Source organism: Mycobacterium spongiae, assembly GCF_018278905.1.
Taxonomy (GTDB): Bacteria; Actinomycetota; Actinomycetes; order Mycobacteriales; family Mycobacteriaceae; genus Mycobacterium; species Mycobacterium spongiae.
This window is the reverse complement of the sequence record NZ_CP046600.1, coordinates 2,953,028-2,966,355: the sequence shown is the minus strand read 5'-3', so window position 1 is coordinate 2,966,355 and position 13,328 is coordinate 2,953,028. Positions and strand designations below refer to the sequence as shown.

General features: G+C 64.8%; 12 protein-coding genes. All 12 read left to right on the top strand.

The features are described from left to right. Positions 1–135: 135 nt before the first annotated feature. Positions 136–1,107, top strand: coding sequence for a hypothetical protein (locus F6B93_RS12160; protein ID WP_211695326.1), 972 nt, complete (start codon positions 136–138; stop codon positions 1,105–1,107). Positions 1,108–1,250: 143 nt separating this feature from the next. Then, positions 1,251–1,946 (top strand): dTDP-4-amino-4,6-dideoxyglucose formyltransferase, encoded by a 696-nt coding sequence (locus F6B93_RS12155; protein WP_211695325.1) that lies wholly within the window; start codon positions 1,251–1,253, stop codon positions 1,944–1,946. 41 nt (positions 1,947–1,987) lie between these two features. Next, positions 1,988–2,983, top strand: coding sequence for an SMP-30/gluconolactonase/LRE family protein (locus tag F6B93_RS12150; protein WP_211699444.1), 996 nt, complete (start codon positions 1,988–1,990; stop codon positions 2,981–2,983). A gap of 138 nt (positions 2,984–3,121) precedes the next feature. Continuing rightward, the gene (locus F6B93_RS12145) at positions 3,122–4,267 is read left to right on the top strand and encodes an MBL fold metallo-hydrolase (RefSeq protein ID WP_211695324.1); all 1,146 of its coding nucleotides are present in this window, start codon (positions 3,122–3,124) and stop codon (positions 4,265–4,267) included. A gap of 301 nt (positions 4,268–4,568) precedes the next feature. After that, positions 4,569–5,435, top strand: a complete 867-nt coding sequence (locus tag F6B93_RS12140) for an MlaE family ABC transporter permease (RefSeq protein ID WP_211695323.1) — start codon at positions 4,569–4,571, stop codon at positions 5,433–5,435. Between the two features lie 2 nt (positions 5,436–5,437). Beyond that, entirely contained in the window at positions 5,438–6,295 is an 858-nt protein-coding gene (locus F6B93_RS12135) for an MlaE family ABC transporter permease (RefSeq protein WP_425518446.1), read from the top strand. Positions 6,296–6,297: 2 nt separating this feature from the next. Continuing rightward, positions 6,298–7,773 carry an MlaD family protein gene (locus F6B93_RS12130; protein ID WP_211695322.1) on the top strand — a complete coding sequence of 492 codons (1,476 nt, stop codon included), beginning with the start codon at positions 6,298–6,300 and terminating at the stop codon, positions 7,771–7,773. Then, positions 7,770–8,819 (top strand): MlaD family protein, encoded by a 1,050-nt coding sequence (locus F6B93_RS12125; protein WP_211695321.1) that lies wholly within the window; start codon positions 7,770–7,772, stop codon positions 8,817–8,819. The genes F6B93_RS12130 and F6B93_RS12125 overlap by 4 nt, the downstream gene beginning before the upstream one ends. Positions 8,820–8,821: 2 nt before the next feature. Further along, positions 8,822–9,844: an MCE family protein gene (locus F6B93_RS12120; RefSeq protein ID WP_211695320.1), complete on the top strand. Its 1,023-nt coding sequence runs from the start codon at positions 8,822–8,824 to the stop codon at positions 9,842–9,844. Continuing rightward, the gene (locus tag F6B93_RS12115; protein ID WP_211695319.1) at positions 9,841–10,953 is read left to right on the top strand and encodes an MCE family protein; all 1,113 of its coding nucleotides are present in this window, start codon (positions 9,841–9,843) and stop codon (positions 10,951–10,953) included. Before F6B93_RS12120 ends, F6B93_RS12115 begins: the two co-directional genes overlap by 4 nt. After that, complete coding sequence (locus F6B93_RS12110; RefSeq protein WP_211695318.1) at positions 10,950–12,065, top strand: MCE family protein; 1,116 nt, start codon at positions 10,950–10,952, stop codon at positions 12,063–12,065. The genes F6B93_RS12115 and F6B93_RS12110 overlap by 4 nt, the downstream gene beginning before the upstream one ends. Then, the gene (locus tag F6B93_RS12105) at positions 12,062–13,324 is read left to right on the top strand and encodes an MlaD family protein (RefSeq protein WP_211695317.1); all 1,263 of its coding nucleotides are present in this window, start codon (positions 12,062–12,064) and stop codon (positions 13,322–13,324) included. The genes F6B93_RS12110 and F6B93_RS12105 overlap by 4 nt, the downstream gene beginning before the upstream one ends. Positions 13,325–13,328 lie beyond the last annotated feature (4 nt).

The following is a 13,328-nucleotide window of genomic DNA, read 5'->3' as shown; positions in this document are numbered from 1 at the left end:
GCAAGCTACCAGCCGACGGCCAGCTGCCTCTTACCGTTCGGCAGAAGGCAGCGCAACGGTGTGGGCACTGGTGAGGGAGGCGTCGCCGCGCGGCAACGCTCGTCGACCGTGGGCGTGGTCGAGTACTGTCGAATCGTGACTTCGGTCGCCGGCGGCGCCCTCACGTCGCTCATCGATGCGAGCGCCATGTTGCTGGTGCCCGCCACGATGGGATTCTCCACCGTTCTGTGCTTGGCCCGAGCACCGAGCCCTTACACGGTGGTCGCCCTGCACGAGTATCTGCGACGCACAAGAGTTTTCGAACGAATGTGGCTGATCGTCGCCGTCGGCTGGATCGGTGCGGCCATCGTGCGGGGCCAGCCACCGGCCTGGACCGCCGCGGTCGCGGTCGCGGCGCTGGGGCTGGTGGGCGTCCACATGTGGCAGAGCGGACCGTTGCACAGGGCGCTCGCGGCGTTGGTGGAGGCGACGCTGCGCGCGGGCCCGGTGACGACAGTCAGCGACGACGGGACACTCGTGGCCCGACGCCGAAGCCCCGAAGACGGTCCCGTCCTGGCGCTCGATTTCGCCGTCTGGGTCCTCGGCGGCGTGCTGCTCGCGTGTTGCGGGATCTTCGCCGGCGTTGCGCTTGCCGGGGATCGGGCGACGTTTGGTCTCGCTGTTTTGCTCGGGGGTTTCTGGCTGTCACTCGGGGTGATCGGAATTGATCTGTTCCAGGACGTGTGGCCCGGTACCACCTCGCGGGCCCGCCTGGCCCAGTGCTCCCGGTACTACGTTCAGGTTTTCGAGCAATGGAAAAACCTTGGCGTACTCGCCGGTTTCGGCACGGTATTGATCGGCGCACCGATCGCGTACGCGGCCGGGCGTGTCGGCGCGGCCGTGCTGGCGTTCCCGGTGTGGATCGGAGTCTGTCTTGTGCTCGCGATCTTCGTCAACCAGGTGTTGTACCGCAAGGGGCGTGTCGGCAGCCGGCTCCCCCTGCCGGTGTGGGTCAACGAGTACAGCGCGACCAGACCGCTCTGGGCACACTTCTTCACGGTGATTCACGCCGTCATGGCGGCCGCGCTGCTGGCTGGTATTGCCGCTATCAATATCGCGCTCGCGTAGCCGGATCAACGATGGCCGCCGGCACATGGGCAGGCCCCGCGTCGGCGGTAGGGTAAGCGCGTGGGCCGGCTTGGGGTACGTTCGCAGCTCGTGTCCCGCACCGACGAAGCGCTGGGAATCCGCCCGCCCGGAGGACCCGCGACATGGCAACACTGATCCTGACGGACAACGTGCATGCTCACGCCGTAGCACTGGAACTGCAGGCCAGCCACGACGCGATCGACGTCTATCAGTCCCAACACGGCGAGCTGCCCGAGGTCCCGCGACTGAATGTCATGGAGCGGATCGCCGACATCATCGAGCAGTATGACCTCGTCTTTTCTCTCCACTGCAAACAGCGGTTTCCCGCCCGCCTGATCGATCGGGTCAGGTGTGTGAACGTCCATCCCGGCCTCAATCCCTACAACCGCGGCTGGTATCCGCAGGTCTTCTCGATCATCAACGGGCTAAAAGCTGGCGTGACGATCCACGAGATCGACGAGGAACTGGACCACGGCCCGATCATCGCCCAGAAGGAATGCCCGATCGAGTCGTGGGACTCCTCAGGCAGTGTCTACGCGAGGCTGATGGACATCGAGCGCGAATTGGTGCTCGAGTATTTCCCCGCCATCCGCGGCGGGAGCTACCACGCGGAGCCGCCCGCCATCGAAGGCAACCTCAATCTGAAACAGGATTTCGAACGGCTCCGACAGCTGGATCTCAATGAACAAGCCACCTTTGGGGAGTTCCTGAATCGCCTACGCGCGTTGACGCACGACGATTTTCAGAATGCCTGGTTCGTCGATGCGTCGGGCCGCAAGGTGTTTGTCCGTCTGCTTCTCGAACCGGAGAAGGCGTGAAGCGCTCGGTGTCGCGCAAAGCGGTCCGCGGCACGCACAAAATACGCCCGGCCAAACCTCCCCTTCGACCCGTTCGCTGGCAGCCACCGCCGTCGAAGCCGCTGCCCCAACCGGATCTGCAGCACGCCGTGACGGTGGTAGGAGTACCGGGCTACGCCCCGGAGGATGTCGTCGTCGACGGCGGCGGCAACGTGTGGACCGGCGTCGACGACGGACGTCTTCTTCGGATCGCTGGCGACGGCGCTGAGGTTCAGGTGGTCGCTGACACCGGGGGGCGCCCACTGGGCCTCGCGGTGGGCCACGACGGGCGGATTCTGGTCTGCGACAGCCACCGTGGACTTCTGCGATGCGATCCCAAGACTGGGAAGCTGGAGACGTTGGTCAGCGACGTGGCTGGTCGGCCCCTGATGCTGTGCTCAAACGTCATTGAATCCACCGATGGCACAATCTATTTCACCGAGTCCACGGATCGATTCGGCTACGAGAACTACAAGGGCGCTGTGCTTGAAGCCCGCGGCGGAGGCTCGCTGTTTCGCCGCGATACCGACGGCACAGTTGATGTCCTGGCATCCGGTCTGAACTTTGCCAACGGCGTCATGCTCACCGACGACGAGTCGGCGGTCGTGTTCGCAGAATCAATGAGCGCCCGATTGTCCAAGTACTGGCTTACTGGCGATCGCGCCGGCTCCATCACTGAGCTGGTCACCGAGCTCCCCGGCTACCCCGACAACATTGCGTTGGGCAGTGACGGCCGGGTTTGGGCCGCACTGGTGTCGGAGCGCAATCGGCTCAGCGAATGGCTTAGTCCGCGCGCCCCGACTTTGCGCAAGCTGCTGTGGCGGCTGCCCTACCGCTGGATGCCGGACCCGAAATCCACCGTGTGGGCTATCGCGTTTGACCCGGACGACGGACGCGTCTTGGCTCAGTTGCACACCGTACACCCGGCGTTCGGCCTGGTTACCGGCGTGGCGGAAGCCCAGGGACGGCTGTGGTTGGGCTGCATCGGAGCCCCCGCTGTGGGCTGTATCGACTTGTAGGCCAAGATCGCTGCGGTCTACGACACGGTGGCGGATAACTTCGTGAACGTTGGTCGCAAGCATCCGATTTCGGACTAGCGTGAGATCCGGAGGAGGGAGAGGTCGATGCAATTTCCCCAGCCATACAGCGGTGTTCCGATGACAACGCACCCGGTGATCGTCAAAAGTAACTCAGCACAGGCGAAGACCTACCCGTCGAGATATGTCGCCGGTGCGGAAACCCTCGATCGGGCCGAGCTGCGCGTGATTGCCTTAGGCACTGGGTATCCGGCGCGACGCGCTCAAGGCTGCGCGGGATTCCTGGTCGAAGTGGGCAATGGCGACGCGTTCATCTTCGACGCCGGAGCCGGTACCAACGCCGCGTTCAACACGCTGCGCGTGCCCTACTGGAAGCCGAAATTCTTCATCACCCACTACCATCTCGACCACATCGGCGACCTGCCCGCCTACTACGACTTCGGACAGTCCAACGGCCGGCTCGAGCCCATGCGCGTCTTCGGGCCCGATGGCCTGACCGAAGACGAGAACATCGAGTCCGTGGTGGCTGCCCTCAAGCAATTCGCCAGGTGGCATGACCATTCCAAGCTGGGCAACCTCGATCCCCGGGGCTTCGATATCGAGCCGCACCGCTTCACCGCCGACGCGCCGCAGCTCATCTACAACGAAGGCGGGGTCACCATCACCTCATTCCCGGTGCCGCACGGCATCTACGGGGCCGTCGGCTATCGACTCGACTACGCCGGGTTGTCGATCGTCTACGCCGGTGACTGCGAGCCATCCACCCTCACCGTCGAGCAGGCCCAGGACGTGGATCTGCTCATCCACGAAATGTTCAATCCACCACAGACTTACGTCGACTTCATGGGGTGGACCGAGTTGCAGGCCAAAATCGTCGCCTGGACCAAGCACACCTCTCCGGAGGCCGCCGCGAAGGTGTTCGCCGCCACCAAGCCCGGTCTGGCCATGGGATACCACGCCATCGTCGCCCCGGGCACGCCCCAGTCCCTCCTGGACGGAGTCCGCACCGGATACGATGGCCCGTTTGCCCTGGCTCAGGACTACACGGTCGTCAACATCACCCCCGAACAGATCGTCACGAGGGCAACCGACATTGTGCCCTGGGACTTCATCGTCACTGACGCCGAGTACGTGCAGCGGATGGGCGGCGTGCGCACTGATCCATCGCTGATGACCGGCCTGCCCGACTGGCTCGAGAACACCACCATCCCGGTAACCGAGATCGAGGCCTTCAAACAACAGCTGGCCGACATGGGCGGCCGGTGAAGTTCAGCCGGTTACCAGCCGTCGACAGCCGATCGAGCACCACCGTGCGCTGCGACGCATTGGTCGCGAACTGCGTGACACAGACCACACATTGTGGTTCAATCTCCCGGGTAACGCGACTGACATATCAATCAATAAGGCACGACGACGCCCTACGCTCCGACGACCACGACCGGGCCAGCCGTGTCGACCACCACGCCCCGGCTTCGGGCGTCGAACGATAGGAGCGAGCCACGACATCAGCCGCGCCGCCGCCCGGCAACGGCCCGCTCCGCACATGCCTCGACGCTAGGAGGATTTGGTGACAGTCGTCGATGGGCCGCGGCGGCAAGCTGACGACCGGTCGGCGCTCGGGGAAATCGGCAGTTGGTTTCGCCGGTACCTGCACAATCATCCCGCTACGTCACTGGGCACATTCGGCGGGCAAGTGGTACTCGGTGTCCGGTCCGTTCAATATCTCGTCGTCGACCTCGTCACCGGGCGGTTTGTGGTCAGCGAGTTCCTCAGTCAGGCCGCGTTCATGGCTGGAACAGCGTTCCTGCCCACTGTGCTGGTGACGATCCCGATCAGCGTGGCGCTGTCCATCCAGTTCAGCTTGCTCGCCGGGCAAGTCGGTGCTACCTCACTGGCGGGCGCGGCGACCGGCTTGGTGGTGATCCGCCAGGGGGCTCCGCTCGTGGCGTCGCTGTTGCTAGCGGCAGCGGTGGGTTCGGCGGTCTGCGCCGACCTGGGGTCGCGAACGATGCGGGAAGAAATCGCCGCGATGGAGGTCATGGGGGTGTCCCCCATCCGGCGCCTGGTGGTTCCACGCCTTGCGGCGCTGATCATGATCGGAATCGCGCTTACCGGGGTGACCAGCTTCGTCGGGTACATCGGCAGCTACCTGTTCAACGTGTATGTACAGAATGGGACCCCGGGTTCGTTCATCGCCACATTCTCGTCCTTCGCGACCGTCGGGGATCTGGTGCTGGCGCTCGTCAAGGCAGTGATCTTTGCGGTGATTGTCGCCATCATCAGCTGCTACAAGGGCCTGGACACGCGCGGCGGTCCGGCTGGTGTGGCGAACTCCGTGAATGCGGCGGTCGTCGAGGCGGTGTTGTTGATGATGATCGTCAACGTCGTGTTGAGCGAACTGTATGTGCTGATCTTCCCCCGGCAGACGCTGTAGCCATGGCGGCCCCGGCACAGCATCGGATGGTGGGCGTCGGCCCGGTTGTCCAGGCTGCCGGTGCGGCGAGTCAGACGGTGGCCAGAGCCGGCCACCTGCTGCACTTCTTCGGTCGGACGGCGGTGTCGATCCCGGCCATGGTGCGGCTCTACCGGCGAGAAATGCTGCGGCATCTGTCCGATATCACCTGGGGCAACGGGTCGATCGTGGTCGGCGGTGGCACGCTCAACGTGGCGTTGGTGCTCGGGATCACCGCAGGTGCCCTGGTTGCGGTGGAGGGATACCATGCGCTGAACCTGCTGGGGCTGGGTCCGGCCACGGGATTGATCTCCTCGTTCGCGACCACGCGCGAACTCGCACCGATCATGATCGCCATGGCGTTCATCGCGCAGGCGGGGTGTCGTTTCACCGCTCAGTTGGGTGCGATGCGGATCAACGACGAAATCGATGCGATGGACTCGATGGCGATCAACCCCATTCCCTATTTGGTGACCACCCGCGTGGTGGCCTCGGTGATCGCCGTCGTCCCGCTGTTCTTGGCCGCCCTCGCGGTGGCGTATCTGGCCACCCAAGTCTTCAGCGTGCTGGCCGGACAGTCTTCCGGGTCCTATATGCACTACTTCTCGTTGTTCATCAGCGGCCGCGACGTCGTGTTCGCGACGATCAAAGCCGCGGTGTTCGTCTTCATCTCCTCGACGATCCAGTGCTACTACGGGTTTTTCGCCAGGGGCGGTCCGGCCGGAGTCGGAGTTGCCGCCGGGCGGGCGATGCGGGCGAGCGTGACCGTCGTCATGGTCGTCAACATGCTGCTCACCATGGCGCTGTGGGGCGTCGAGGCCGGCGCGAGGTTCGGCGGCTAGCGATGCCAAACTCGTTCGACGTCGATCCGCGCAGCCCATCAAACCGGTGGCTCTTCGCCGCCGGTCTGTGCTTCATCGTGGTCGCGGCCGTCACCGCCGCACTGATGGTCGCTAAATCCCAAGGCAGACTGAACAATCTCGTACGGGTCGACATCGAGTTGGTCAACATCGGCGATGGACTGCCCGCCCGCTCCGATGTGAAGTTCCGCGGCGTCCTGGTGGGGTCAGTGTCGGACGTATCCCCGTCCCGGTCCGGGCGCCCGAACGTCGTCCACGTCGCACTCAAGCCCGAGTACGCCTCCGGCATCCCCAATACCGTTACCGCACGGGTGGTTCCCTCCAATGTCTTTGCGGTGTCGTCGGTGCAACTCGTAGAAAACGGTCCCGGTTCGGGTCCGCTGCGGCCCGGGGCGGTGATCGCCGAGGACAAGAGCCTGCCGACCGTCCTGTTCCAGGACGTGCTGGCCAAGTTGCGTGGGCTGCTCGCCGCCGTCGCGCGCAAGCCCGATGACACCACCGTTGGACTGCTGACAACGTTGGGGCAGGCGACCCAGGGACGTGGGCGCCAACTCAGCCAAGCCGGGCACGACCTGAACGAAATCCTGACACAGCTGAACACGGTCGTCAGCCCAGACGACACCGGGCCATCGACGCTCTCAGCGTTGACCGCCGCCGCCGACGGCCTGCGCGACGTCTCACCCCAGCTCTTCGACACGCTCGCCACGGCGATCCAGCCGATGCGGACTTTCGCCGAAAAGCGATGGGAACTGGCTGATTTTCTGTCCGGCGGGCTCGCGACGGTCGCGACGTTGGGTGATGCGTTCGACCATCAGACCGACCGGTTGATCGTCATCAGCACGCAGTTCACTCCTGTGCTCGGCGTGCTCGCCGACCACGCCGGCGAATTTCACGGCATCTCTAGCCGGATGGAGACGCTGGCGAACAAGTTCTACGACGAGGCGTACGACCCGGAAACCAAGCTATTCACCCTCAAGGCAGTCGTCGCGCTTACCCCATCTCGGACGTACGTGCGCGCCGACTGCCCCCGCTACGGTGCTCTGGAAGGCCCCAGTTGTCATACGGCGCCGGAGGTTCCGACGGCCCCCGATCTAATGCCGGCGCTGGAGTCGATGGGATTCCCGCCGACGCCCGGCGTCAACGAGAATCGCCCCAACTTTGCGCCGCCGCGCGACTCGGTTCGAGGGGTCCCCGACCAACCACCACCGCCCGTTGCACCCGCGCCGCCCGACCAGCCGCCGCCCCAGTCCGAGTCCGAGCCAGCCGAAGTGCAGCCACCACCGCCGGCCTTCGGACCGGCTTTCGGCGGAAATGTGGGCCCCGTCGGGAGCAGCCACGAGGCCGACCACCTGCGCCGCATCGTGCGCGGGCCGGTCAGTGCGGCGACGCAACTGCTGCTGGGGCCGTTGGTGCGCGGAACGACCGTTCGCTTCACGCAGGATCCGGCAGGTGACCGATGAGGACATCCCGCGGGTCGTTGATCGGGCTGGCCTTGTTCATGGTGTTCGCGGTCACCGTCACATGGATGGTGTTCGCCACCTTGCAGCGCGGCGTATCCGGGCCGACGAACACCTACTCGGCGATATTCACTGACGTGTCCGGCTTGGCGGCGGGCGACGACGTCCGGATCGCCGGAGTCCGCGTCGGACGCGTCGACAAGATCGAACTCGTCGAGACGCTGGCCAAGGTCACCTTCCGCGTACAACGCAGCCAGGCGCTCTACACCAACACCGTCGCCTCGGTGACCTACCAGAACGTCATCGGACAGCGCTACCTCGGGCTTTCCCAAGAACCGGCCGGCGACCCGAACCGGTTGCCCAACCACGCCGAAATCGGTAAAGAGCGCACCAACCCGTCGTTCGACATCTCCTACCTGCTCAACGGATTCGAACCACTGTTCACCCAGTTGGATCCGGATCAGGTGGACAATGTCACCACCGCGATCGTGCAAGCGTTTCAAGGGGACTCGGGATCCATCCTGACGCTGACGACCCAGGCGTCGGCACTTGCCCAAACGCTGGCCGGACCCGACCAAGTGCTGGGCGACCTCATCGGCAACATGAACGAGCTGATGACCACGCTCGCAGCGCAGAGCAGCAACGTCGCGACGATGTTGAGCCAATCCCGGGCGGTGATCGCCGAACTGAACCAGCGCCGAGACACACTGGTTGCCTCGGTGGGATCGATCAACTCGACGGTGGGGCGGCTCGCGTCGATCGTCGACAGCATCACTGGCGACATGCAGGAGTTCATCGGGCGCCAACCCGGTTTCCTCAACTACGGCCTCCACGAAGGGCGGCCCCGGTTTGCCTACATGGCCGCAAACCTTCCGTTCTTGCTCAAAGGGTTGGCTCGGATCTCCCAGGACGGCAGCTACTTCAACGGCTACGCGTGCGACTTCGACTTCAGTTTTTGGCGCGGCCTGTTCTACTGGTTCCGCGCGTTCGTCGCCTGGGCCACTCCGGGCAACGGCCACGAACTCTGGCACACCCGGATGTGTAGGTAACCATGTTCGACCGCTTCAAGCGCCCCCTCGAGACGTATAACAAGCTATGGCTCGGAACGATCGCGCTGGCCGTGGTCGCCGTGGTGGTGGCCACCGCGGTCCTGGCCGGCGGCCTGCACCTGGGAAAGACGAACTACCAGGCCGAGTTCGCGCAGGCCGCCCAGATCACGACGGGCAACCAGGTTACGGTCGCTGGCATCCAGGTCGGCACCGTCGACGGCGTGAAACTCGCCGGCGACCGCGTCGTCGTCGCGTTCAACGTCCGCGACGACGTCCACCTGGGCAGCGCCACCCGAGCCGCGATCAAACTGACCACGATCTTCGGGTCTCGCTATCTCGAGCTGTCTCCGGCCGGTACCGGCGATCTGGACCACCGGCGGATTCCGCTGGCCAACACCGAGGTTCCCTACGATCTGCAGCAGACCCTCGCCGGCGCGACGAGCACCTTCGAACCGGTCGACGCCAACCGCATCGTCGAATCCGTGACGATCCTGAACCGCAACCTTCGTGGACTTCCCGACGAGCTGCCGCAGGCGCTCGACAACCTGCAGTCGCTGGCCACGATCGTCGCGGATCGGCGCGCTCAACTCGGCACGCTGCTGGCCAACGCGGACACACTGACCACGATGCTGCGCGACCAGAAGGCCGACCTCGGGGTGCTCGTGCTGCAGGGCCGCGACCTGTTGCGCGAGATCACGACCCGCCGCCACGCGGTCCAGCGGCTCTTCGACAGCGCCACCACCCTGGTGGACAGGACGAAGACCATCCTGGACGACGAGCCGGCGATCGACGAATTCCTCACCAACATGCGAGATTTCAGCCGATTGTTGGCCGATCATGACGCGTTGCTGCAGAACACCCTGCAAATCACGCCGATCGCGCTGCGCAACTTCGCCAACGCCACCGGCAGCGGCAACGCGGTGGACCTGCTGACCGCTGGCATTTTCGTCGATTCATGGATGTGCGCGATCAGCGGCCGGGCCAAGCAGCTCCACATCGTTGAGTACTACAAGGACTGCGCATGAGCCGACGGGTCAAAGTCATCGTGGCGCTCGCCGCCGCGGCCGTGATCGTGGCCACCGCGGCATTCGCGATCGTTCATCGCGTGTCGCCGCGAGGGCTCACGGTGACCGCGCAGTTCGAGGACGCCGTCGGACTCTACGTGGGCAACGCGGTTGCCGTGCTGGGAATGGCCGTCGGCAAGGTCACCCACATCGAGTCCAAAGACACCTATGTGGCAGTGGAACTGGCCATCGACGAGGGCATCGATATCCCCGCCGACGTCCAAGCCGTCACGGTGTCGAACTCGATTCTCACCGACCGTCACGTCGAGCTCACTCCGCCGTACCGCGGTGGGCCGAAACTGAAGAACGGCGACGTAGTAGGGCTGGGGCGCACCCGCACGCCGGTTGAGTTCGACCGGACCTTGGCGATGATCCACAAGCTGGGCAAGGCCCTGCGCGGCGACGGCAACAACCAGGGACCGCTGGGCGATCTGGTGAGCCTGGGTGCCCAGATAGCTACCGCCAATGGCCCGGACATCAAGGCGGCGCTCGACAAACTGTCCCAGGCGCTGCGAGTTGGTTCCGACCGGGGCGCCCAGAGCAAGAAGAACATCCAGGCGATCGTCACCAGCCTCGCGGAACTGACCGAGGCCACCGCCGCCAACGAGGTCGCTATCCGTGAATTTGGTTCCAACATCAGGCAACTTAGTGCAATCCTTGCCGACGAAGATCTCGGTACGGGAACCACGGGCGCGAAGCTGAACCAGATCCTCGCGCAGGCGGCCTCGCTGCTGGAAGACAATCGCGAGGCGTTGCACACCACGTTCGCCGACACCGGAACGACCATCGCGACGCTCACCGACTACCGCCGGGAACTCGCGGAGATCCTCGACGTCGGCCCGATGGCGATCGACAACGTCTACAACACCATCGACGAGCACGCCGGCAGCATTCGCGTGCATCTGTTGCTCGCCAAGATCGAATTGAATGCGCATTTCATCAAGGAGGCTTGCAACCTCCTTGGACTCAAACAGCTAGGGTGTGCCACCGGAACGGTGCAGGACTACACCACGGATTTCGGCCTGGGCATGATGCTCGACCTCATGGGCAACGGGATCGATAACCCATGAGGAACCACCGAATTCGCCGGGGCATACGCGGTCTGATCGCGGTAGGTTTGAGCGCGCTGCTGGCCGGCTGTGGTGTCAGCCTGGATACGCTACCGCTTCCGGCGCCCGTGGCGGCCGGCAAAAGCTACGCGCTGACCGCCGTCTTCGCGAACGCACTCAACCTGCCGGAAATGGCCAAGGTAAAGCTCTATGGTGCCGATATCGGCGAAGTCGAGGCGATCTGGGCACACAACAACGCCGCGCACGTGACAATGCGCATCAGGGCCGATGTCACCCTGCCCGTCGGCAGCACCGCCGAGCTACGCGCAGCCACCCCACTGGGTGACGTCTTCGTCGCAATCAAGCGTCCAGCCTCTCGCCAAGCCGCCAACGTGGCGTTGCTGCACGACGGCGACATGATCCCGCTTGCCGACACCGCCGAAGCTCCGACCGTTGAGGAACTGCTCAACTCGATGGCGATGCTCATCAACGGCGGAGCCATCCGCTACCTCGTGTCGATGGTGAACGGCGCCGGCGAGGCCGTGGGCGGACGCGGCGAGAAGCTCGCCACTCTGCTAGACCAGACCAAGGCATTGCTCGCGAAGATGACCGCACGGTCAGCCCAGCTGAATGACGCGCTGCGACAGACCTCTGAGCTGACGGCAACGATGGCCGCACGTGAAGACACCATCAACGATTCGCTGGCCGTCGGTGCGCCGGCGATCGCCGTGATCGCGGACAATGCCGACCGGCTCGCCGATCTGGCGGACGGTGTCGCCCGCATCACCCGCCAGCTGTCCCGGTTCCCCTCCATCCGGGGCACCGACACTCGCAGCGTGATGGCCGACATCAACCGGCTCTCGGAGGTATTCAACGACATCTCCGTCGACCCCACCTTGTCGTTGTACTCGTTCAATCGGCTCATCGGGCTCTTGATGAAAGCCACCAACTCGACGGCGGGACATGGGATCCTGAACGTCGCGCAGCTCTCGCTCGTCCCATGGCCGGACAAGAACTATCCAGGCGATCCCGGCTTCCACTGGCCAGACGGCACCGATTGGCATCAGATGATTGGCGGCATCCGATACGAGTGGAACCTGTTGCTGGACAAGATCTATGGGGCAGACCGATGACGAACCCGCTGGAATGGCCCGCCCGGGGAGTCGTCGGGCTCATCCGGGCGCTGGCCCGCCACCGCATCCTGGTGTCGTGCGTCGGCCTCGTGGCCACACTGGTCGTCGCGTTCGGCTACGTCGCGATCGGCGGCCTCGGGATCAACCCGTTGCGCACGATGATGTCGGTTCGGGTACTCCTGCCCGAGTCCGGCGGGCTGTTGGCCAATCAAGACGTCACCGTGCGCGGAATACCGATCGGCCGCGTCACGTCAGTGAACCTCACCCACAACGGGGTGGAGGCGGTCGCGACCATCGACGCGAGCGCCCGGATCCCGCTGGACAGCCCTGTGCGAGTGGCTCCGCTATCGCCGGCCGGCGAGCAATATCTGGACTTCCGACCCACCACCACCCACGGGCCGTTTGTGACCGACGGCACGGTGATCGGCCAACGACAGGCCACGGTCCCGGTGTCGTTGGCGCGCATCATTGATGACAGTCACGGCGCTCTGGCGCAACTCGACGAGACGAAGCTGTCGGCTATCGTCAACGAGCTCCGCGTGGGACGTGACGGGCCGCAAAAACTCGCGGCCATCCTCGACGGCACCATCTTCCTGACATCCACCCTGGACTCGGTGTTGCCGCAGACCGTGAGCCTGCTGCGCAACACGCGGGTCGCGTTCACCGTCGTCGCCGACGTCGCGCCCGGTCTGCGCCAGACCTCGATCAACCTGGGAGAAGTTCTCAGCGGCGTGAACGCCATGGACGGTGGGTTTCGCACGCTGCTGGACCGGGGCAGCGGTCAGCTGGCCACGTTCGACAATCTGATCGCCGACAACCGGGAGAACATGGTCCAACTGTTGGGGAATCTGACGACCCTCTCGCAGCTGCTATACATGCGGATACCGGCGCTGCAGAATCTGTGGCGGCCCGACCACGGGCCGCTGATCGACCGCCTCGCCACCGCTTTCCGCGATGGCGGCGTCTGGGGAATCGGCGAGTTCTACCCAAAGTACCGATGCGACTACAACGTGCCGCGGCGGGCATTTTCGCAGGCGGACTTCCCCGAGCCGTATCGCTATACCTACTGCGACAACCCGGACCCGTCGGTGTTGATCCGCGGCGCGCGCAACGCGCCGCGCCCACCCGGCGACGACACCGCGGGCCCGCCGCCCGGCTTCGACCCGCTGGAGCAAACCGACGCCACCCCGGTATATCCGCCGTACACCTTGCCGACCACCTATGCGGGACCGCCGATTCCGGCGTGGGTACCGAACTAGACGC

Excerpts from the sequence above, each read along its gene's own strand:
- F6B93_RS12105 (WP_211695317.1), top strand. The coding sequence starts at position 12,062 with ATGACGAACCCGCTGGAATGGCCCGCCCGGGGAGTCGTCGGGCTCATC.
- F6B93_RS12145 (WP_211695324.1), top strand. The coding sequence starts at position 3,122 with ATGACAACGCACCCGGTGATCGTCAAAAGTAACTCAGCACAGGCGAAG.
- F6B93_RS12130 (WP_211695322.1), top strand. The coding sequence starts at position 6,298 with ATGCCAAACTCGTTCGACGTCGATCCGCGCAGCCCATCAAACCGGTGG.
- F6B93_RS12110 (WP_211695318.1), top strand. The coding sequence starts at position 10,950 with ATGAGGAACCACCGAATTCGCCGGGGCATACGCGGTCTGATCGCGGTA.
- F6B93_RS12120 (WP_211695320.1), top strand. The coding sequence starts at position 8,822 with ATGTTCGACCGCTTCAAGCGCCCCCTCGAGACGTATAACAAGCTATGG.
- F6B93_RS12115 (WP_211695319.1), top strand. The coding sequence starts at position 9,841 with ATGAGCCGACGGGTCAAAGTCATCGTGGCGCTCGCCGCCGCGGCCGTG.
- F6B93_RS12135 (WP_425518446.1), top strand. The coding sequence starts at position 5,438 with ATGGCGGCCCCGGCACAGCATCGGATGGTGGGCGTCGGCCCGGTTGTC.
- F6B93_RS12155 (WP_211695325.1), top strand. The coding sequence starts at position 1,251 with ATGGCAACACTGATCCTGACGGACAACGTGCATGCTCACGCCGTAGCA.
- F6B93_RS12125 (WP_211695321.1), top strand. The coding sequence starts at position 7,770 with ATGAGGACATCCCGCGGGTCGTTGATCGGGCTGGCCTTGTTCATGGTG.